Source organism: Methylophaga sp., from assembly GCF_030651745.1.
The window spans coordinates 32,101-52,738 of record NZ_JAUSCC010000013.1 but is presented as its reverse complement, the minus strand read 5'-3'; the positions used below and the strand labels follow the sequence as shown (position 1 = coordinate 52,738).

The following is a 20,638-nucleotide window of genomic DNA, read 5'->3' as shown; positions in this document are numbered from 1 at the left end:
TCATCGCCCGGTTTGACCATGGCAATCATCGGAATATCAGGATGCCAGCGATTATGGATTTGTCCGTCCTGTTCCCAGGGTTTTTTATCTAAATCAAGTTTTACTAAGGTTTTCATCTGTATCTCCTACGTTGAAGAAACGTTTTGCTATTGAATCCGGGAATTAAAATTGCAGCTGCATTGAAACTACGAATTGATCTTGATCAGCTAAACCTTCTCTTTCCAGATCGCGATAAACGGCGGTAAGGGATGCGTTGTAACCATCAATGATGTAATTGATACCAAAATCTGTACGCTTGATTTCACCAGCATCAGAATCAAAATTTTGGTAGCGAACGAATGGCATAAATTGACCCCAACCGACTTTTTCCTTGAAGATAAAACCAGTACTTACGTAATAGGCTTCACCTTGTTCTGAGAGGAAAACATCATCAGTGTCATAATCGAAGTAGGCGGCCTCAAGTGACACAGCACCCGCAGCAAGTTTTTTCTCTACCAGTAAATCCACTGTCCACTGTGAGTAGTCACCTACTGCAGTTGCTGAAGCGGCGCCATCACCTTTATAACGGCCTGCTATACCAATGGTGAAGATGTCTTTAGTACCTAGATAGTTACCTGTGCCGTAATAACCAGGCTCTTTATCCCAAAAGCTGTATTGCAAACGACCGGCATACATCAATTCATCATCTTGATCTGAATTATTGGTGACATCGTCGACACCACTAAACTCAAAGATCTTGTCAGCTTCAAAAACACCAAATGAATAAGCTAAACGTTGATCTAAGGCAGTTGCGACTAACGCCACACCATCATCACGGCCGATGGTGCCGCCATTCCAACCATAGCGAGCGGTAATGTTTGCCCAATAACCATCACCTGAGGTGTAGTAAGGTCCAGCCATATTGGCGCGGCTACTGGGCGATAGGAATCGACCGGCCCAAATCGCCATATCAGGGGTGAATTGAAAAATACCCGCAGCATCGATAATCTGGAATGAATCATTACCACCGGATTTTTCCGAGTTAAACATACCCTTGATGTATTTGTTTAAAGAACCCGAGACATACAAACGAGCGCTATCCAATTCAAAATCATTGGTGTTGCCACCATCATTTGCAGCATCTTCAATGTTGCTGTAGCTGCCACGCAGACCAAAACCAACACTGATGTACTGATCTTCACCAAAGGTAATTGTGCCTGCAGCATGGGTTGTGGCTACTGGAGCCAGCGTAGCGGTTGTGGCCAAGGCGACCAGATAAGCGACTTTGTTCAGTTTTTTCATTATTTCTTCTCCCGAAAATCTCACCAGAATTAAAAGTGTCGTTGTTGAATTCGCCTCGGTGCTCATCAACCATTAAGTTCGAGAGCAATACTAGTCAGCCGGGTCTGCTGCTTAAATACGTCAAATTGCGTACATGGCTTACGTAGGGTTTCAGTTACTCTTTGAGCACGTCTTCAAACAACAGATCGCTCAGGAGGAAAAATGAAACACCAATCCATTCCCACTATTGGTGCACTCTGCTTGGTTGGCAGCGTTTTATTGCTGTCAGGCTGCGGTGGTGAGTTCAGCTATAAACGCGGTGCGACCGCGAAAGATTTTCAGAGTGAAAAACAGCGTTGTGAAACCGCTTCAAAGACTGAAAAAGAGATTGATGAATGTCTGCAACAACAGGGCTGGTTAGTAGTAAGCGCTGACAAACCCCTGATTCCGCTGAGTCGTGGTGAAACTAAAACGATTTCCGTGGCAGCTGATGCTATGGAAGAAACCACAGATCAACCTGTCGACCCTATGGAAAAATTACAGGTTAATTCCTGGTGGCGGATGGGTGCGGGCCCACAAAAATTGATGGCAGACAGTGAATCCTGTACTGCCGAATTAGGCGAGGGCCATTCACCTGAAGCCAATATGAGTTTGGTGACACGTGGCTTATTGAGCTGCATGCAGAAAAAAGGCTGGGCTGCTCTGTTACAACAATGAAGCTGTATATCGCTCGTTAAATATTGTTGAGTGGGCTGTAATAAGAGCCGTTTGGAATTAGGGCATAACTATTGCAGTCCCACCTTCATTACTATCCGAAGAAGGGGAAATGAGCATGATGCAGCTGTGGCGTGATTATGATCCCGGTGAGTTCTATGATGAGCTGATGTACGATCAGCATCAGCCCAGACACTTCAGTTATAAGTTGCTGGATTATCTGAAATCCATGCGTAAAGAGGCTTTTGAGCAGCGCATTGTCGATTCTGAACTGGAGATTCTGGAACGGGGTATCACCTTCACGGTGTACAGCGATGCAGGCAATATAGATCGTGCCTGGCCCTTCGATATCATTCCCCGCATCATTCCCAAACGCGAATGGGACTGCACCGAAAAGGGGCTGGTGCAACGCATTCGTGCTTTAAATATGTTCATCAATGACATCTACAATGAAGGCAACTTCATTCGAGATGGATTGATTCCCGAAGACGTCGTACTGCAATCCAAAGGCTACCGCCCTCAATGTAAAGGCATGCAACCGGCGCACGGAGTTTGGGCACATATTTGTGGTTCCGATCTGGTGCGAGATGACAACGGTACGATGTATGTACTGGAAGATAATTTACGGGTGCCTTCCGGCGTCGCCTATATGCTTGAAAACCGCAAAACCACCAAACGTGTATTACCGGAATTATTCAAATTACTGCATATAAGCCCGGTCAATGATTACCCTTCCCACCTGTCTGCAATGCTGGCCTCGCTGGCACCGGATATCGCTCAACCAAATATGGTGTTACTGACCCCTGGCATCTATAACTCAGCCTACTTTGAACATGCCGCTTTAGCCCAACAAGCCGGGCTAACACTGCTGGAAGGCGCCGATCTGACCGTTGCAAATGATGGTTATGTTTATATGAAGACCATTCATGGTCTGGAACGGGTCGATGTGATTTATCGGCGCATTGATGATGATTTTATTGATCCTCTGGTATTTCGCGAAGATTCCACCTTGGGCATCCCCGGAATCATGCAAGCCTGGCGCGAAGGCAAAGTGGCGATTGCCAATGCACCCGGCTGCGGTGTGGCCGACGATAAAGTGATTTATGCCTATGTGCCGGCAATGATTCGTTATTACCTTAATGAAGAACCTTTATTACCCAATGTGCCAACCTGGATGTGTCGAGATCCCGACCAATTGCAGCACGTTCTCGACCATTTACCCGAACTTGTCGTCAAACCTGCCAATGAGTCAGGCGGTTATGGCATGTTGGTCGGACCGCATTCCAGTGAAGAAAAAATTGAAGAGTTTCGCCAGTTATTAATTGCCGACCCCAACAACTATATTGCTCAACCAACCCTTAAACTATCGGTATCCCCCACCAGCTGCGGTGATCATATTGCACCTCGCCATGTGGATTTACGCCCGTTTATCCTGTCCGGTAAAAACAACTATGTCACACCCGGCGGTTTGACCCGGGTGGCTTTGGTCAAGGGTTCGTTAGTGGTCAATTCTTCACAAGGTGGGGGCAGTAAGGACACATGGATAGTGGATGATTCATATTTTGGGGGGCTTAGCTAATGTTGTCGCGGGTTGCAGAACGGGTTTACTGGCTGGCAAGGTATCTGGAGCGGGTTGAAAATACTGCCCGGTTAATTAATGTCCACACCGGGTTATTGATGGACTTACCCCGGGATGTCGAAATCGATTGGTTTACGCTGGTCACCATTTTTGATGCTGACATGTTCTATCACGCTAACTTTGACCAGATTAATGAAAATAATGTGATGCAATTTTTGCTCGCAGAACCTAACAATCCAATTTCTTTGCTCAATTCCCTGTCAGCTGTTCGAGAAAATGCCCGGACTTCATTGGATATCCTGCCGGAAGAAACCTGGGAACAGGTAAATGAGCTGTATTTACTGGTTAAAAATGAAATGGCTGCCATCAGTAATCGGCGGCGGCGTCAGCAATTGTTATTAACTATTATGGAACGCTGCCAGACGGTATGGGGCATCTTGGCTAACCATATGAGCCGTAACCATGCTTATCATTTCATGCAAACGGCCAAACATCTGGAACGTGCGGATATGACCAGCCGGATCCTGGAAATGACCTCACTGTTGATGGCCGAAAATCGCAGTGAATCATTGCGGGCGGCCGAAGGTATTCTTTGGACGCATTTATTACGCGCTTTGAGTGCTCAGCAGATGTACACTCAGACGCATAGCTCATCCATGAATGCTGATGGCGTGTTAACCTTCTTAATACGCGACGAAGCATTTCCACGGTCATTGTTCTTCTCGTTGAAAGCGATTGGCCGTTATATATGGCCTTTACCGCAGTCCACCATAACATTGGAACATCATCAAAAACTTATGTCCGAAATATTTACTGAAAGACTGAATGAACTGCCTGCCGAAATGATCCATACACGTATGGATGAATTACAGGCCAAGCTCGCAGATTTGAGCAGTCAAATCAGTCAACAATGGTTTCATCCAGATAGATCTGTTGCATGAGACGATTCTATTGCCACTGCGGGCAAGAAATTTTTTTCGATAATACTTACTGCAACAGCTGTAACAGTATTTTAGGCTTTGATCCCGAGCAGCAAAAACTCATCAGCATAGAACCCTATAAAGGCCAGTTTCGCTCGGTGCAATCACCGGAAAAACGATATAAACGTTGTGTCCATCATCAGCATCAGATGCAGTGCAACTGGTTGCTGTCTACTGATGATCATTTTACTCAATGTCTGTCGTGCCGACTGACGCGAGTCATTCCCAATCAGGTCTATCCTTATAACGTTAAGCGCTGGTCAGTATTAGAGGCAGCAAAACGCAGGATGCTTTATGGGTTGCTGCGGCTGGGCTTACCGATTGATAACTGGCCAGTTGATGATATTCAGCGATTGCAGTTTCATTTTCTGGAAGATCAGATAAGTAATCCCATTGACGGTCATGAGCAAGTCTTCAGTGGTCATGCCGCAGGGGTGATTACCTTAAACGCATCTGAAGCTGACAATAGCTATCGTGAAGCGACCCGTGAGGCAATGAATGAACCCTATCGAACCTTATTAGGGCATTTCCGCCATGAAATCGGTCACTTTTACTGGGATAAACTGATTAAAAATCATTCGATCTATAACGATTTCAGAGCGTTATTTGGCGATGATACCGTTGATTACCCACAAGCCTTGGCACACTATTATGAGGTGGGACCACCTGAAGATTTTCAGCAGGAGTTTATTTCGGCTTATGCCAGTGCACATCCGCTGGAAGATTGGGCCGAAACCTGGGCACATTATTTGTTAATGCACGAAACACTGGAAACCGCAGTGGCTTTTGATGTTATTCGAGCGCCAGAATCAGATCGGGAATTTCACCTGTGGTTATCGGAATGGATGCAACTGGTATTAGTGTTAAACGCTTTGAATCGAAGTATCGGTAACGGCGATGCGTATCCGTTTGTAGTTTCCACCGCAGTCCAGAAAAAACTGCAATTTATCCATGATTTAATGCATCGATAACTAGGGTCCTAGGGCCCTGTTTATTGTTGCTCGCTAAAGCGAGGCATTTCTGTAAAAGCCTGTCGCAACTTATCACCCCAGGCCTTCCTTAACTCAATAAGGTATGCGTTCTCTACGCCAAAGCGATAGTGATTACTCAGGGTGTAACTGTCTTTTTTATACATTAAGACTTCAATCGGAGGACCGACACTGACGTTACTTTGCATGGTGGAGTCCATTGAAATCAAAGAGCAGGTTGCCGCATCCAGCAGAGAAGTATCTGGCCTGATAAAACGATCCAAAACCGGTTTGCCATATTTGCTTTCGCCAATCTGCAAATACGGTGTCTCTTTAGAGCTGGTTATGTGATTACCCTGCGGATAAATCATATAGGCCTGTGGCGGACCACCCTGAATTTGACCGGCAAGTAACAGTGTCGCTTCCGGCGCAAAACCTGATGCTTCATTTTCAGAATAACGGCGAATCCGACTACTGAGAATTTCACCGATATAGTCGGCGGTATCCGATAAATAACTCAAGGTATTGAGATTTCTCGCTTGACCTTCATGTATATCACGATGGATCTGCTCCACCACAAATTGTGTGGTCGCCAGATTACCTGCACTCAATAGCACTAAAGACCGGTCTGCGTGAGTCTCAAAACGTGTCATTTTGCTATAAGTACTCACCTGATCGATTCCAGCATTGGTACGGGAATCGGATGTCAGTACTAATCCGGCATCTAAGGTAATAGCTAAACAATAGGTCATACACGCCTCTGAAATAATCTTGTCAAAGATAGTCGACATTGAGTCGCAGAGCAATGCCCAATAAGGGTTATTTGACAGCATTTCTGATACTGGAATGTTTAGACGTTAAATCTGCCCTGACGTTAAATACGGATTCTGGCAATCAATGGCAGATGATCTGAAGCTTGTCGTGCCAGATTGGATTTATGGACGAACAGCTCGATTTGACAGCGTTGTGGGGACACCCAGATTCGGTCTAAGCTAAAGATGGGCCAGCGAGCAGGAAAAGTTGGCAAATGTGGTTGTGCATTAAAACTACGATGCAACCAGCGCAAGGGTCTTCCCCAGAGTAACCACTCATTCACATCACCTAACAAACAACTGATATCCGCTTCCTGTTGTGATTTCAGCTCCAGCAGTTGCTTAACTTGCCAGCGCCTTTCTGCCGGTTTCAAACCCAGATGTGTGGCGATGATCTGTAATTCATAGCCGGCGGCATCAAAAGTAGCCTCAATAGCACCTCGTGGCTCACACCCCGTGACAGATAAATCAATGTGCTTGAATGATCTTAATGGCAGTTTGGTCAGCAAAGCATTGCCATAATGCCGTGTTTCCCGAAACAAGGTGGGGCCGGCCATGGCTTCGTGTCCCGTTTGATAAGCTAAATATTCCAGCAGGTCCAGATCTTCCACCGAATGATGTTCTACTTCCTGCAAGGCGATAATATCGGCGTCGAGCTCTCGAATTACAGCGGCAATTCTTGCGGGATCAAAGCGGCCATCAGCCCCAATACAAGCATGAATGTTATAAGTCGCAATGGTGAATGTTTGCTGTTGGATTATCTCAGTCACGTGTCTGCCGAAATTCTATTCAGCCATTTTTTGACACCATACATTATGCTGCCGATGGCTAAAACAACCAGTATAAAAACAGCTATCTCAACAGGTTCGGGTTGTTGAACAGCCCTTATCAGTGAATTGGCAAAAACCGTTATTGCCAATATGCCTGGCAGCATTCCAAACAAGGTCCCTAAAATAAAATCTTTGAGTTTTATATGAGACGCCCCGGCCACCAGATTGATTAAGGTAAAGGGCGCGACGGGAATAATCCTGACGGTAATAATTGCCATCACACCGTGATTAGCCAATCTTTTGGATAAGCGATTTAATTTTGAGCCGGCCATTTTAGACACGCTTCTGCGCCCCAACCACTGACCTGCAAGATAACCAAGAATTGCACTGAGCAAAGAACCGGCAATGGCATAGATACTGCCGGGCCAAGCGCCGAAACTAATAGCCACCGTCACCACCAGCAAGGTCAACGGAATAGCGATAAGGCCAGCAATCGCAAATACCGTGATCACAATGACCGGAGTAAAAGGATTGTTGTTGAGGGTGCTAATCCATTGTTTCAGGTTTTCCGGAGTTAACAGCTCATTGATGGGTGTCCATTTCCATAATGCGGTTAAGGCGATAACCGCCAGCAAAACCAGTGCTGTAATGATGATTTGTTTTTTGGGAGATTTAGGCTCGTCAATCGGTACCAGCTTGCGGCTCATTGCAACAGAGTCCACTGGTCGCTCGGGATCAATGTAATCTGCTGTTGGAGTCAAACCGTCGATGCTGTCATCTATTTCACAGTCCAGAGAACGTAACGTTCGTGGAAAATTCTCTCGTGCATCAAGCAATTTAAGCAGCGAGCTGTGCTCGGCAAGCAGGTTCTCCAATTCGGACGCTTCTAGCTCTAAATGTTCGCAAAGTAAGGAGTGCCGGAAAGCCTTTATTGTCTGCTGCTGATCATCGTTTTCTGCTTCAATAGCCAAATCGCATTCGCTATCCAAACCCATCGAGCGGTTACTCAAATTGGCCGAACCCACCCGTAAGAACGTGTTATCAACAATCATCAATTTGCTGTGCAGACTGATATACATTTCACCCAGCGCTTCGTGGTGAGGGTAGCAAATACGTAAACGACCATGTTTATCGGCATCACAGAGTCTGCGACTGACTCTTGAACGCAGTACATCCATCGTGTGTTGTTCCAACCAGCCACCGGTCATTTTTGGACAGACAATCACCACTTCCGGGCCTTCGCTATCCATCAATCGCTGGGCTAATACCTCTGCGACTTTCCAGGAAGTAAAGTATTGGTTTTCGATATAAATGAGATTTTCAGCCGCAGCAATGGCATCCAGATATAAGGTTTCAATCTCAATAACTTCTATTTGATCATTGAATTCCGGCATGGTGCGGGCGATCGCAATATTAACTTTGCGAAAGTCAGGTTTTACACCGGCTGGCCAGATATCTTCTTGATAATGTGGAGCTTGCTGAAGTTGCTGGCCGGTTGCTTTATGCCACCGCTCTCGTGCGAGTTCAGCAAGACTTTTTGCCACATCGCCATCCACCAGCATCTGCATATCATGAAACGGCGGATAAACAACATTATCCGGATCCATGCGTCGCTGATCGTCAGGGGCATGTTGACGGGTATCCCAACGATGCTTACCGGGATCAATGCCACCACAGAAGGCTATTTTGTCATCTATAACGACAATTTTTTGATGTTGTGAACCACCAAACGGGCACTTTCCATCCAGCTCATAATGTAAACGTGCCTGTTTTTTCCAGCTGGGACGAAAAAGTGGAAGCCACTCTCTCTCGAGGGTATAAAGCATTGCCCAGTCCCAATTGAGAATATAAACATTTAACTCTGGCCTTTCGGCTAAAACCTTATGAATTAACTCACCTAATTCTGCCGGATAATCTGTTGGGCTTTCGCCCCTGATCAAACTCAGGCGACTATCGATATCCCAAGCCAGAATATACACCGCATATCGGGCTTGTTTGATAGCCTCATACAAAGCAGCAAAGTAATTTTCGCCATCGACCAGCAATGCAGCGCGATCGGCGTTCAAATAGCGCCAACAGTTTTCACCCGGGCGAATGATGTTAGTATCACGCATAAACCGACACGAGCTCCCTGTCCGATCAAATATTGACCAAGACTAGCACAGCCACAATTGGCAATGATTTACCCAGGTTAATACCTGAGATGAATCATTTTTTTGAATGCATGGATGATTTGATTAATACAAAAGCTATAGCTTTATTGAGGGATAACCCGGTAATAACCGCTTTTTCCACGCATTAATAATGCTGGAGTATTGGCAGGCAATTGTTCGTCAGCTTTTTTAACAGCTTGTACTACGGCAATTTTATGGCCGTTGGGTTTATCCAGAATATATTCCACACCCAGCTGTGACTTAAGCTTTTCATCAATAAACTGACCTGCCAGAGCTCCACCAACCAGAGCAATAATAGTAATTGCCACACAGGCAGGATTGTCAGCCTGGGTAATTCCATAAGCTGATGCACCAGCAACCGTAGCACCAACTGCAGCTCCCCAGCCGGGACGTTTATCACCCAGCCCTTCGATAGTGACCATTCGGGATGAGATGATCCAAACATCTTCGATGGCCATTATTTCACCGACTTCATCGCGATAATAATTGCTCTGTGATCGTGATGCACAGCTGCTAATAACGGGAAGCATAATCAGCAAAATGAAACACCATTTACTTAGGTCACGTGACATATCTGCCTCCAATGGTATTAATTAACCGAATTACTTTGAGCTGGTTAATTTTGATAAATTCATTCTGTCGCAGATTTATGTAACTTTATGATTTTTCAGGTTTGGCAGATTTCACCTGCGCCTTCCATGCCGGTTCCAGTTGAAACTGCTGACACCAGCTTTGCACTTCAGCGGCAGGCATTGGACGGGCAATTTGATAACCCTGGGCATATTCACAGCCCATCGATAACAGCATAAGACCATGCTCAATCGTCTCAACCCCCTCAGCAATGACCTGACGATTAAAGGCTTTGGCCAGGCTGATCACACCTTCCACAATATTGTAGTCGTTGTCATCCACCAGCATATCCCTTACAAAACTCTGATCAATTTTCACCGAGTTTGCCGCCAGATGTCGAAGATGGGTTAACGAGGAATAACCGGTACCAAAATCATCGAGAGCAATCTGCACACCGACTAACTGACGACAATCATCAATAATTCGGCTTAACATCTGCACATCACCCAATGCACCACTTTCCAGAATTTCCAATTGTAATGAGGCCGGTTGAATATCCGGATAGCGGCTCAACGCTTGTTGTATGGATTCGATGAAGTTGTTGGCATGCAGGTGATTTGCTGCAATATTAACGCTCACCAAGATCGATAAGCCTTGCTGCTGCCATTGCTGCAACTGCTGTAACGCGGAATCAATAACCCATAAGCCCAAATCAAATTCCAATTCACTGCCTTCCACTTCAGACAGAAAGTCATTGGGGTAAAGTAATCCACGTTCGGGATGCTGCCAGCGGATCAATGCCTCAACCGCAATGATTTCGCCGGTTTTCATGTTTATTTCCGGCTGATAATGTAAAACAAACTCGTTGTTCAACATGGCTTCCCGCAACCGTTGTACAACATTATGTTTATTTACAACTTTTTGATTTATCTCCGGATTAAACAATCTGAAAGTATTACGTCCGGTGATTTTGGCCTGATACATAGCCTGATCTGCATGACGTAGTAACGTGTCTAAATCAACGTTATCCATGGGATACAAGGCAATACCACTGGAAGCGCTGATCATAATCCGAAGATTATTTATCCAATAAGGCTCTGCCAAAGTCTGATGTAATCTAGTGAGTAACTGCTCACACTGCTCATATGAATTGATATCTCTGAATAAAATAGCAAACTCATCACCACCAAAGCGGGAAATGGTGTCCTCCTCACGAACACTGGAACGCAGACGCTCTGCCACTTCAACCAATAATAAATCGCCAATATTATGACCGTGCGAGTCGTTAACCGGTTTAAAGTCATCCAAATCCAAAAAGCAAACACCTAACCAGGTACCCAATCGCTGGCTATGTGCTACCGCCTGGGCAAATCTGTCAGCAAACAATATTCGATTAGGTAAACGGGTCAGCACATCATAATGTGCCATTAACTCGAGCTTTTCCTGCTGCACCTTGGACTGGGTAATATCGGAAAACAAACCCACATAGTTTTGGATTTGCCCCTGAGGATCTTTCATTGAAGAAATTGTCAGCATCAAGGCATATAAATGACCGTCTTTATGACGATTCCAAATCTCACCTTGCCAGTAATTCTTATTTTCCAGGCTTTGCCACATTTGCTGAAAAAATGCATCGTCATGCCTGCCCGATTTCAACATAGCGGGTGTATTTTGCAGCGCCTCTTGTACTGAATATCCAGTGATTTCAGTAAAAGCAGGATTAACTTGCAGAATACGACTTTGCGTATCGGTCAGCACAATGCCTTCATGCGCCTGACTGAAAATCTGTTCTGAAAAGTGGATTTGCTGCTCTGCCAGTTTATGAGTGGTGATGTCATACACCACCAGTAATAGCTCGTTATTTACCGCATCATGTAATGGTGAAACCGAAAGCAAAGCAAGTCGCTCGCTGCCATCAAGACAGGTAATGCTGACCTCAATAGAAGATCGAGGTAACGTTTGCACATCGAGATTGGCGTCCCACCAGTCATTAATGGATTTTAGAAAGTTTTTGGGAAGGTTGGTTTTATTCCACCATAAAGCCAGTGTAGGTAAATCACGTAATGAATAACCGTAAAGCCCGGTAAAGGCTGGGTTGATAAAGCTTATTTTGCGATCTTTGCCGACCAGAACGTATGGAACGGGTGAAGAATCAATCACTTGGCGAAATTTCAGATTGGCCAGAGATGCTGAAAACATAAACCGTACAAAGGCCGTCAATAAACCAAAAATGGCCAGGGCAATTCCAAATATTAAGATCCTTGATTGCCATACGGCATTATTGTTGGTACGCCAACCACCTTTCGGTTGACCGGCCAATGACCAGTATCCTTCCGGCAAGATCAGCGGCATGGTCAACGGATCATTATCAAATAAGCTGGCATTACCAAAAAACACTTCCCCCTCCACACCCAGACCATCTTTACCACGGATAGCAATCTCTATTGGAGAGTCTGCAGCATTTAACCCGGCTGCCTCAAAAAAAGCCTCGGCATCAATGACCGCGGAGATGATGCCCCAAAAATATTCCTGACCCATTTCATCAAACAAATAAACCGGGATTCGAGCGATTAATCCCATACCACCTTGTTTCAATTCAAGAGGGCCAGCTAGGACTAACTTTCGGGTGACTCGTGCACGTTCTGCAGCGGCTGCCTGAGAAGGCTCCTGACGATAATCCAGACCTATCGCCTGCTCGTTGCCCGTCACCGGATACATGTATCGGATCACCATATCCGGAGCGGCCGCGATATTGCGTAATTGGGTATGTTTGCCAATCAGATGGCTCATGGCGATTTCAAACTGGGCTTGAGTTAATTCCGGATTAACAGCAAACAAGCCCGGTAAGCCTCTGACAATCTGGATGTGATTTTGTAAATTAGTGACCAGATTATTGTGATATCGGCTTAGTTGCTGTTGTACATCTGACTGCAGACTATTGGCCGTTCGATCCTGAATAACGTGATCCAGATAAATCGCCGCCAGCAAAATGAGCAATGCGATGACAGCAATCATGCTATTAAAAACCAGTTTAGTTGCTATTAAAAATCGCATTAATTATCCGTTAGAAGCTTTTGCCAGCAGAGCTTAGCCGCTTGGATACGTTACATTAAAGTTTGTTAATAAACTATTTATAACGATAAAAACACTAATTAGTTAATGCTGTGGGGTGTATCACAACGCCAGCCTTGCAATTCAGGTTACCATTCAGAACCCATTTTTCTCCAAACCTTGATTTATCAGGCACTTACGGTAACAATGAAACCTCGCATAAACACTGGCTCATTTTCGACGACCTCTTCAGCAAATTTTGAGGCATTGGAATACGGACAAGCGATAAACCATCAATTAAAAATGGGTTCTTCAAATCGAATGTTAAAACGCAAAGCCCTCCCAGCTTACATTGCTATTTTTGCGGATTTAATGACGTTATTGCTGTGCTTCTTTGTCTTGCTACTGTCGATGTCAGAGCTTGATGTTATCCGGCTGAAAATGGTTTCTGAATCGTTACATAATGCCTTTGGGGTGACACCACCCGAAATTCCCGAGCCGATTCCGATGGGCACATCAATAATCAAACAAACCTTTTCACCAAATCCGTCGGATGTGACCGTTATCCAGGAAGTCAGACAGGCCGGGGATCCCACCAAATCTATTCTTGAAACCAGTAATCTGAATTTATATTTGCAAGCCAAACAACAGCGTCAACTAAGAGAAATTAATGAAGCACTTCGTGAACAAATTGACGAAGGCATACTCCAAGTTGAAACACGTGAAGATCGAGTGGTGATTATCATTGATGAACAAGCCTCTTTCCCATCGGGTTTAGCAACTATCAAACCGGCCTTTATGCCGGTACTAAATGTTATTGCACAAGCCTTGGCCGACATCGATGATCCACTGGTTGTATCAGGTCATACTGATAATCGCCCGTTAAACACACCACAATACAGATCGAACTGGGAGTTATCAGGTTCAAGAGCCACATCCGTTGTTCACGAATTATTGCGCTACCCTCAATATGAGGCTGAGCGTTTCCGGGTTGAAGGCTACGCTGATACACGCCCAATTACTGAAAATGACACGGATTCTGGTCGAGCACGCAACCGACGAGTGGAAATAGCTGTCCTCACTCAATAAGGGCTGTGATGCCTTGATTATTTATGGTACAACCAAGCAACGATGCGATGATTGCTCCACTCACCCAGAGGACCTAGGAACACTCCATGAAAACATCTGATCTGCTGGTTAAAGCGCTAGAAAACGAAGGGGTCGAATATATTTTTGGTATCCCTGGTGAAGAAAACCTCGATTTCCTTGATTCATTGCAACACTCCTCCATCAGACTGATCGTTACCCGGCATGAACAAGGCGCGGGGTTTATGGCGGCCACCTATGGTCGATTAACGGGCAAGCCAGGCGTATGTCTTTCAACCTTGGGGCCTGGAGCAACCAATCTCATCACACCGGCGGCTTACGCCCAGCTTGGCGGCATGCCTATGCTGATTATTACCGGACAAAAACCGATCAAAGCCAGTAAACAAGCTCTGTTTCAGATTGTCGACATCGTCAATATGATGCGGCCTATAACCAAATTCACTAAACAAGTTGTACATGGCAACACCATTGGGGCCGTGGTTCGCGAAGCCTTTCGAATAGCGGTTCAGGAGCGTCCCGGCGCTGTACATATTGAGCTTCCGGAAGATATTGCTGCTGAAGAGGTTCATGATCGGATCTATGTGGTCGAAAACATTCGTCGCCCGGATGCCGATAACACGGCGATAAAAGATGCGTTGGAGATGATTCGCAAAGCCAATATGCCTTTGCTGTTAATTGGTGCTGGGGCTAATCGTAAACGTGCCAGCAAGGCGTTAACCCGCTTTGTTGAAAAAACCGGTATTCCTTTTTTCAACACACAGTTGGGTAAAGGTGTTATCGATGAGCGCCATGACAGCTATCTCGGCACCGCAGCCTTGTCTGAATCCGATTATCTGCATTGCGCCATAGAACGCGCCGATCTGATCATTAATGTCGGTCATGATGTGGTCGAAAAACCGCCATTTTTTATGAAAGATGGTGGTGCTCCGGTCATCCATATCAATTTCCAGCCGGCTGAAGTGGATCCTGTGTATTTCCCGCAACTGGATGTTGTCGGTGATATCGCCACATCCATCAACCGTTTATCTGATGCCTTGTCACCGCAGTCAAACTGGGATTTCTCCTATTTCTATCGCGTCAAACAGGAAGTTCAACAACGGCTTGGTTTGTATAGCGATGATGATCGGTTTCCGATTTTGCCTCAAAGCGCCGTTACCACTATTCGTGCCGCACTGGGTGAACAAGATATTCTGGCTTTAGACAACGGACTTTATAAGATTTGGTTTGCCCGTAACTACCAGTGTTACGAAAATAACACCCTGTTATTAGATAACGCATTGGCAACCATGGGGGCAGGTCTGCCCAGTGCCATGCTTGCCAAATTATTAAATCCGGATCGTAAAGTGGTTGCTGTCTGTGGTGATGGCGGATTTATGATGAATTCGCAGGAGATGGAAACAGCGGTTCGGCTTGAACTTGATTTGGTGGTTATCATCCTCAATGACAATGCCTATGGCATGATCAAATGGAAGCAACAAGGCATGGGGTTTAAGGACTTTGGTTTAAGCTTTGGTAACCCTGATTTTGTGAAATATGCCGACAGTTATGGTGCCATGGGTCACCGTCCATCCAGTTATATCGAGTTCGATAAAATGCTGCGTGAAGCGCTCGACACTCCCGGCGTACATCTAATTGATGTCGCTATAGATTATTCACTTAATCACTCAATACTCAATGAAGGTTTGAAACAGAAAATCTGCATTCTATAAAGGAAGCTTTATGTCTACCGCACCTCACTTCGCCCTGTCTATCCCCGGGGTAGCAGCCAAGCAATGGGCTAAAATCGATGTCACTAATCCTTATAACGACAAGCTGATTGCAACAGTAGATTTGGCCGATGCAGCCACGGTAGAGACGGCACTGCAAACTGCACATGGTCTGTTTAAAGATAGAAGCAAATGGCTCAGCGTTCCGCAGCGTTTAGCGATCTTGGAAAAGTCACTCAGTTTGATGCAACAACAAGCCGATCAACTGGCAAAAGGCGCGGCTGAAGAAGGCGGTAAACCGCTGATTGATTCCAAAGTTGAAATGGTGCGCTGTATCGACAGCATTCGTCATTGTCTTGATACGCTGCGTCATCAAACCTCGCATCCAGTTCCAATGGGCGTTAATCCGGCATCCCAGCATCGTTTAACCATGTTGCACAAGGAACCGATTGGGGTTGTGGTTGCCATCAGCGCCTTTAATCACCCGTTAAATCTGATTGCCCATCAGGTTGGTCCTGCAATTGCCGCTGGGTGTCCTGTAATTGTTAAACCAGCCGAAAATACCCCTTTATCCTGTTTCCGCCTGCTCGAGATCTTTCATCAGGCTGGTTTGCCCGCTGAATGGTGCCAGGCTTTATTAACCGAAAATCATCAGATTGCTGAAAAATTAGTGACTGATCCACGGGTGGCTTTTTTAAGTTTTATTGGTAGCGCTAAAGTCGGTTGGTATTTACGTTCAAAACTGGCAGCAGGCACCCGTTGCGCCTTGGAACATGGCGGTGTAGCTCCGGTAATTGTCGATGAAAAAGCCGATATTGATGCAGCGATTCCTGGCCTGGCTAAAGGCAGTTTTTATCATGCCGGTCAGGTATGTGTCTCGGTACAGCGTATTTTTGCCCATCATTCTATTGCCCGCGAACTGGCTGAAAAACTGGCAGCTGCAGGGAACAAGATGCTGATTGGCGATCCATTGTCCGATCAAACCGAAATCGGGCCGTTAATTCGTCATACTGAAGTCACTCGTGTAAATGACTGGGTTCAGGAAGCGGTTGCTCAAGGTGCGGAACTACTATCCGGTGGTGAAGCACTGCCAAATAACTGTTATGCCACCACCGTTTTATATGCTCCACCTGCTGATGCCAAAGTCTCCAGAAGTGAGATTTTTGGCCCGGTAGTCTGTATCTATCCATATCAGGATATCGATCAGGCCATCGCGGAGGCTAACAGTCTCGATTTTGCCTTTCAGGCGGCGGTTTATAGCCAGAATATTGATAACGCTTTATATGCTGCAGAGCGGCTGGATGCTTCGGCGGTGATGATTAATGAACATACAGCGTTTCGTGTTGATTGGATGCCTTTTGCCGGTTTGAAACATTCCGGGCATGGCACTGGTGGTATTGCTTACAGCATGGAAGATATGCAGATTGATAAGATGATTGTGCTGACTTCAAAAAGCATTCCGTGAGCTTTTGCCGAGTAACTGTCAGACAAAAAGAGACCGCCCGAAGGCGGTCTTAAAATGAGGGAGAGAGAAAGTACTTATTATTGAGACATCGCCCGTAACATCCAGGCCGTTTTTTCATGAATTCGCATACGGTCTGAAACCAAAGCTAATGACGATTCATCATCCGCTGCTTCTGCCAGTTTCAATACTTCACGGCAGGTTTTAACCACTAATTCGTGATTATGCGTCAGAATTTCAGTCATTTCTTTCGCTTCAGGTACACCGTCTTTTTCCTTGATCGAACTCAATTCAGCAAACGCTTTATAAGTACCTGGTGCTGAGACACCCAATGTTCTGATTCGTTCCGCGATATCGTCCACGGCCGTTGCTAATTCGACGTAATGCTCTTCAAACATTAAATGCAGTTCACGAAAGCGCGGGCCAGTTACGTTCCAATGGAAGTTATGGGTCTGCAAATACAAAGTATAGGTGTCAGCCAATAACTTCTTCAGACCTTCGGCGACCTTTTCTCTGTCTTTTTTGTTAATACCAATATCAATTGAACTCATACAATTACCTCCTGATAAAACTCGAAGCCAGCCGTGAAATCACGGTGACCATAATCCATCTGTGTTCAGTTCACATCGTTCAGCGAAATACCGATAGCATCAGCCACACCTTTACCATAAGCCGGATCAGCTTTCAGGCAATTGCGAATATGGCGTTTCTTTACCTCAATATCTGCACCATCAATTGCCCGGGCAGTGTTTTCAAACAGCAGTTGCTGTTTGTCAGGCGTCATCAAACGGAACAAATTACCGGGTTGCGAGAAGTAGTCATCATCATCTTCTCTAAAGTTCCAGTGGTCCGCCGCTCCATTAATCGCTAATGGTGGCTCACTGAAATCCGGTTGTTCCTGCCATTCACCATAACTGTTTGGCTCGTAGCCTTTTGTTGCACCATAGTTACCATCGACACGCATTGCGCCATCACGATGAAAACTGTTTACCGGACAACGGGCAGCATTCACCGGGATCTGATGATGATTCACCCCTAATCTGTATCTATGGGCATCACCATAGGAAAACAACCGTCCATGCAACATTTTGTCGGGAGAGAAGCTGATCCCCGGCACCACATTGGCTGGTGAAAAAGCCGATTGCTCAACATCCGCATGATAGTTTTCAGCGTTGCGATTCAATTCCATCACGCCGACATCAATCAATGGGTAATCTTTATGCGGCCAGACCTTGGTTAAGTCAAACGGATGGATATGATAGGTATCTGCATCTTTTTCCGGCATGATCTGGACTTTCAGTTCCCAGCTTGGGTAGTCAGCCCTTTCGATAGCTTCAAACAGATCTTTTTGGTGACTTTCCCGATCCTCGCCGACTAATTTACCCGCTTCTTCATCGCTCAGATTTTCAATGCCTTGCATACATTTGAAGTGAAACTTCACCCAAAAGCGTTCATTGTTAGCGTTGATAAAACTATAGGTATGACTGCCAAAACCATGCATATGACGGTAGCTTTTCGGCAAACCACGATCACTCATCACAATCGTAACCTGATGTAATGCTTCTGGTAGCAATGTCCAGAAATCCCAATTATTCTGGGCGCTACGCATATTGGTTTTCGGATCACGTTTTACTGCATGATTCAGATCCGGAAATTTCAGAGGATCGCGTAAAAAGAATACCGGGGTGTTATTGCCGACCATGTCCCAGTTACCTTCTTCGGTATAGAACTTGACGGCAAAACCACGAATATCACGCTCAGCATCGGCAGCACCTCTTTCACCTGCCACGGTGGAAAATCGAGCAAACAGCTCCGTTTTTTTACCGACCTCAGAGAAAATTTTAGCGCGGGTATATTGGGTAATATCGTTGGTAACCGTGAAGCTACCAAAAGCACCTGAACCTTTGGCATGCATCCGACGTTCCGGAATAACCTCACGATCAAAGTGAGCCATTTTTTCCAAAAACCAGACGTCCTGCATAAGTAACGGGCCACGAGGACCTGCCGTCATACTATTCTGATTATCTACAACCGGTGCACCACCGTTAGTGGTGAGTTTTTGTTTGTCTGCCATGTTCGGCCTCCTTTAATAGGCGATTAAGACTCATCTCCGTGAGCTTATAATTCACTATAGGCCAATCCACCCTATCGGTGAAACAATTAATTCCAATCCTATTAATCGGTTATGCCGATATATACAAATTTCTTTGGACGAACTCAACGTAACGAACGGTATTCACCTTCGCGGCCATGCTTACTTAACACCAGTTGCCAAAGCTGCCCCTGCTTGGAACGGAAAAAACCAGCACAACTGTGTAAATAATATTTCCACATACGATAAAAACGTTCGTCATAGTGTATTGATAGTTCTGGCCAGGCTTTATCGAAATTTTCCCACCAGGCCATAAGCGTTTTATCGTAGTCGGTACCGAAATTGTGCCAGTCTTCTATGACAAAACGACCATTGATGACTTTTGCCAATTCTTCTGCTGAAGGCAGTTTGCCATTACGGAATATGTATTTATCAATCCAGGGATCGACTTTGAGAGAGGTCGCATGAATACCGATGGTATGTAATAGAAATAACCCCTCCGGCTTTAACAGCGTTAATGCACTATCAAAATAAATCGGATAGTTTTTGGGGCCCACATGCTCAAACATGCCAATGGAGACAATCTTGTCAAATTGCCCTTCCAGATCGCGGTAATCCATTAATTCAATGGTGACCGGTAATCCGGCACAACGCTCACGAGCCAATGTTTGCTGCTCTTTGGAGATGGTGATGCCAAGTACTTCAACGCCATAATTTTTGGCAGCATAATGGGCAAAGCTGCCCCAACCACAACCGATTTCAAGCACCTTTTCTCCCGGCTTAAGCATAAGTTTGCGGCAAATCAGATCTAATTTATTGATCTGGGCCTGAGCCAGCGTATTGGCGTTAGCCCAATAACCGCAGGAATAACTCATGGTGGGATCTAGCATCGCCTGGAAAATATCATTGCCGGTGTCGTAATGCTTTTTGCCAACTTCATAGGCACGTTTGCTGGTTTGACGATTAAAAATATTCTGCCGGATAATTTCAATAGCTAAACTGAGCTTGGCAACGCCACCCAGATGTTTTTCCACATCGGCTTTTAGGAGTCGGTGAAACAGCTCATCCAGCTCATGGCATTCCCACATGTTATCCATGTAGCTCTCACCGAAGCCTAATGAGCCTTGAGTCAGAATGCGACGATAGGTTCTGGAATCAAACACCTGAATATCCCAGGGCTTATCTCCATTAAAATTAACACCGGCCAAAGCAGCGGCATCTCGCAAAATTGTTGGTGGTGAAACCGTTTTGGTTTGACTAAGCCGCTCTTCGCTCAACTTGAGATGAGCCACTTTTGAAGTTGAATCAGTCATAGACGGTATTTCTCCTCTATATTTTGCGTCAGCAACCTTAACCTTAGCGTAAAAATCTATTGATTTGTATCAGTTTATTC

General features: G+C 45.5%; 17 protein-coding genes. 7 read left to right on the top strand and 10 right to left on the bottom strand.

Annotated features, from left to right (window positions below):
- Together Q7V21_RS00950 and Q7V21_RS00945 are read right to left on the bottom strand one after the other, a co-directional pair.
- On the bottom strand, window positions 1-116 hold a 116-nt coding region (locus Q7V21_RS00950), incomplete at its 3' end, for an acetamidase/formamidase family protein (protein ID WP_304915503.1).
- A gap of 46 nt (window positions 117-162) precedes the next feature.
- A complete protein-coding gene (locus tag Q7V21_RS00945) occupies window positions 163-1,281 on the bottom strand; it encodes a porin (protein WP_304915502.1) in 1,119 nt (372 codons plus the stop codon).
- Window positions 1,282-1,482: 201 nt separating this feature from the next.
- On the opposite strand from Q7V21_RS00945, the gene Q7V21_RS00940 reads away from it, so the two are divergent.
- From Q7V21_RS00940 to Q7V21_RS00925, 4 genes are all read left to right on the top strand, one after another.
- Complete coding sequence (locus Q7V21_RS00940; RefSeq protein ID WP_304915501.1) at window positions 1,483-1,977, top strand: hypothetical protein; 495 nt, start codon at window positions 1,483-1,485, stop codon at window positions 1,975-1,977.
- Window positions 1,978-2,092: 115 nt separating this feature from the next.
- A complete protein-coding gene (locus Q7V21_RS00935) occupies window positions 2,093-3,553 on the top strand; it encodes a circularly permuted type 2 ATP-grasp protein (RefSeq protein ID WP_304915500.1) in 1,461 nt (486 codons plus the stop codon).
- A complete protein-coding gene (locus Q7V21_RS00930) occupies window positions 3,553-4,494 on the top strand; it encodes an alpha-E domain-containing protein (RefSeq protein ID WP_304915499.1) in 942 nt (313 codons plus the stop codon). Before Q7V21_RS00935 ends, Q7V21_RS00930 begins: the two co-directional genes overlap by 1 nt.
- A complete protein-coding gene (locus Q7V21_RS00925; RefSeq protein WP_304915498.1) occupies window positions 4,491-5,504 on the top strand; it encodes a putative zinc-binding metallopeptidase in 1,014 nt (337 codons plus the stop codon). The genes Q7V21_RS00930 and Q7V21_RS00925 overlap by 4 nt, the downstream gene beginning before the upstream one ends.
- A 20-nt stretch (window positions 5,505-5,524) precedes the next feature.
- On the opposite strand, the gene Q7V21_RS00920 is transcribed toward Q7V21_RS00925, so the two are convergent.
- From Q7V21_RS00920 to Q7V21_RS00900, 5 genes are all read right to left on the bottom strand, one after another.
- Window positions 5,525-6,253 (bottom strand): proteasome-type protease, encoded by a 729-nt coding sequence (locus tag Q7V21_RS00920; RefSeq protein WP_304915497.1) that lies wholly within the window; start codon window positions 6,251-6,253, stop codon window positions 5,525-5,527.
- Between the two features lie 122 nt (window positions 6,254-6,375).
- Window positions 6,376-7,083 (bottom strand): endonuclease/exonuclease/phosphatase family protein, encoded by a 708-nt coding sequence (locus tag Q7V21_RS00915; protein ID WP_304915496.1) that lies wholly within the window; start codon window positions 7,081-7,083, stop codon window positions 6,376-6,378.
- Window positions 7,080-9,197 (bottom strand): VTT domain-containing protein, encoded by a 2,118-nt coding sequence (locus Q7V21_RS00910; RefSeq protein WP_304915495.1) that lies wholly within the window; start codon window positions 9,195-9,197, stop codon window positions 7,080-7,082. Before Q7V21_RS00910 ends, Q7V21_RS00915 begins: the two co-directional genes overlap by 4 nt.
- A 143-nt stretch (window positions 9,198-9,340) precedes the next feature.
- Window positions 9,341-9,829 carry a hypothetical protein gene (locus Q7V21_RS00905; protein WP_304915494.1) on the bottom strand — a complete coding sequence of 163 codons (489 nt, stop codon included), beginning with the start codon at window positions 9,827-9,829 and terminating at the stop codon, window positions 9,341-9,343.
- Window positions 9,830-9,914: 85 nt separating this feature from the next.
- The gene (locus tag Q7V21_RS00900; protein WP_304915493.1) at window positions 9,915-12,842 is read right to left on the bottom strand and encodes an EAL domain-containing protein; all 2,928 of its coding nucleotides are present in this window, start codon (window positions 12,840-12,842) and stop codon (window positions 9,915-9,917) included.
- A gap of 243 nt (window positions 12,843-13,085) precedes the next feature.
- Between Q7V21_RS00900 and Q7V21_RS00895 the strand changes: the two genes are divergently transcribed.
- The 3 genes from Q7V21_RS00895 (at window position 13,086) to Q7V21_RS00885 (ending at window position 17,156) form a co-directional block, all read left to right on the top strand.
- Window positions 13,086-13,967 carry an OmpA family protein gene (locus Q7V21_RS00895; protein WP_304915492.1) on the top strand — a complete coding sequence of 294 codons (882 nt, stop codon included), beginning with the start codon at window positions 13,086-13,088 and terminating at the stop codon, window positions 13,965-13,967.
- A gap of 86 nt (window positions 13,968-14,053) precedes the next feature.
- Window positions 14,054-15,694 (top strand): acetolactate synthase large subunit, encoded by a 1,641-nt coding sequence (locus Q7V21_RS00890; protein ID WP_304915491.1) that lies wholly within the window; start codon window positions 14,054-14,056, stop codon window positions 15,692-15,694.
- A gap of 10 nt (window positions 15,695-15,704) precedes the next feature.
- Entirely contained in the window at window positions 15,705-17,156 is a 1,452-nt protein-coding gene (locus tag Q7V21_RS00885; RefSeq protein ID WP_304915490.1) for an aldehyde dehydrogenase family protein, read from the top strand.
- Window positions 17,157-17,233: 77 nt separating this feature from the next.
- Here Q7V21_RS00885 and Q7V21_RS00880 read toward each other — a convergent pair whose 3' ends face one another.
- From Q7V21_RS00880 to cfa, 3 genes are all read right to left on the bottom strand, one after another.
- Entirely contained in the window at window positions 17,234-17,704 is a 471-nt protein-coding gene (locus Q7V21_RS00880; RefSeq protein WP_069295828.1) for a Dps family protein, read from the bottom strand.
- 65 nt (window positions 17,705-17,769) lie between these two features.
- On the bottom strand, window positions 17,770-19,227 hold the full coding sequence (locus tag Q7V21_RS00875; RefSeq protein ID WP_304915489.1) for a catalase: 1,458 nt from the start codon (window positions 19,225-19,227) through the stop codon (window positions 17,770-17,772).
- A gap of 143 nt (window positions 19,228-19,370) precedes the next feature.
- Window positions 19,371-20,558, bottom strand: coding sequence for a cyclopropane fatty acyl phospholipid synthase (gene cfa / locus Q7V21_RS00870; protein WP_304915488.1), 1,188 nt, complete (start codon window positions 20,556-20,558; stop codon window positions 19,371-19,373).
- Window positions 20,559-20,638: the final 80 nt, after the last annotated feature.

Coding starts and splice junctions, on each gene's coding strand:
- Q7V21_RS00945 (WP_304915502.1), bottom strand. CDS start 1,281: ATGAAAAAACTGAACAAAGTCGCTTATCTGGTCGCCTTGGCCACAACC.
- Q7V21_RS00940 (WP_304915501.1), top strand. CDS start 1,483: ATGAAACACCAATCCATTCCCACTATTGGTGCACTCTGCTTGGTTGGC.
- Q7V21_RS00935 (WP_304915500.1), top strand. CDS start 2,093: ATGATGCAGCTGTGGCGTGATTATGATCCCGGTGAGTTCTATGATGAG.
- Q7V21_RS00930 (WP_304915499.1), top strand. CDS start 3,553: ATGTTGTCGCGGGTTGCAGAACGGGTTTACTGGCTGGCAAGGTATCTG.
- Q7V21_RS00925 (WP_304915498.1), top strand. CDS start 4,491: ATGAGACGATTCTATTGCCACTGCGGGCAAGAAATTTTTTTCGATAAT.
- Q7V21_RS00920 (WP_304915497.1), bottom strand. CDS start 6,253: ATGACCTATTGTTTAGCTATTACCTTAGATGCCGGATTAGTACTGACA.
- Q7V21_RS00910 (WP_304915495.1), bottom strand. CDS start 9,197: ATGCGTGATACTAACATCATTCGCCCGGGTGAAAACTGTTGGCGCTAT.
- Q7V21_RS00905 (WP_304915494.1), bottom strand. CDS start 9,829: ATGTCACGTGACCTAAGTAAATGGTGTTTCATTTTGCTGATTATGCTT.
- Q7V21_RS00900 (WP_304915493.1), bottom strand. CDS start 12,842: ATGATTGCTGTCATCGCATTGCTCATTTTGCTGGCGGCGATTTATCTG.
- Q7V21_RS00895 (WP_304915492.1), top strand. CDS start 13,086: ATGAAACCTCGCATAAACACTGGCTCATTTTCGACGACCTCTTCAGCA.
- Q7V21_RS00890 (WP_304915491.1), top strand. CDS start 14,054: ATGAAAACATCTGATCTGCTGGTTAAAGCGCTAGAAAACGAAGGGGTC.
- Q7V21_RS00885 (WP_304915490.1), top strand. CDS start 15,705: ATGTCTACCGCACCTCACTTCGCCCTGTCTATCCCCGGGGTAGCAGCC.
- Q7V21_RS00880 (WP_069295828.1), bottom strand. CDS start 17,704: ATGAGTTCAATTGATATTGGTATTAACAAAAAAGACAGAGAAAAGGTC.
- Q7V21_RS00875 (WP_304915489.1), bottom strand. CDS start 19,227: ATGGCAGACAAACAAAAACTCACCACTAACGGTGGTGCACCGGTTGTA.
- cfa (WP_304915488.1), bottom strand. CDS start 20,558: ATGACTGATTCAACTTCAAAAGTGGCTCATCTCAAGTTGAGCGAAGAG.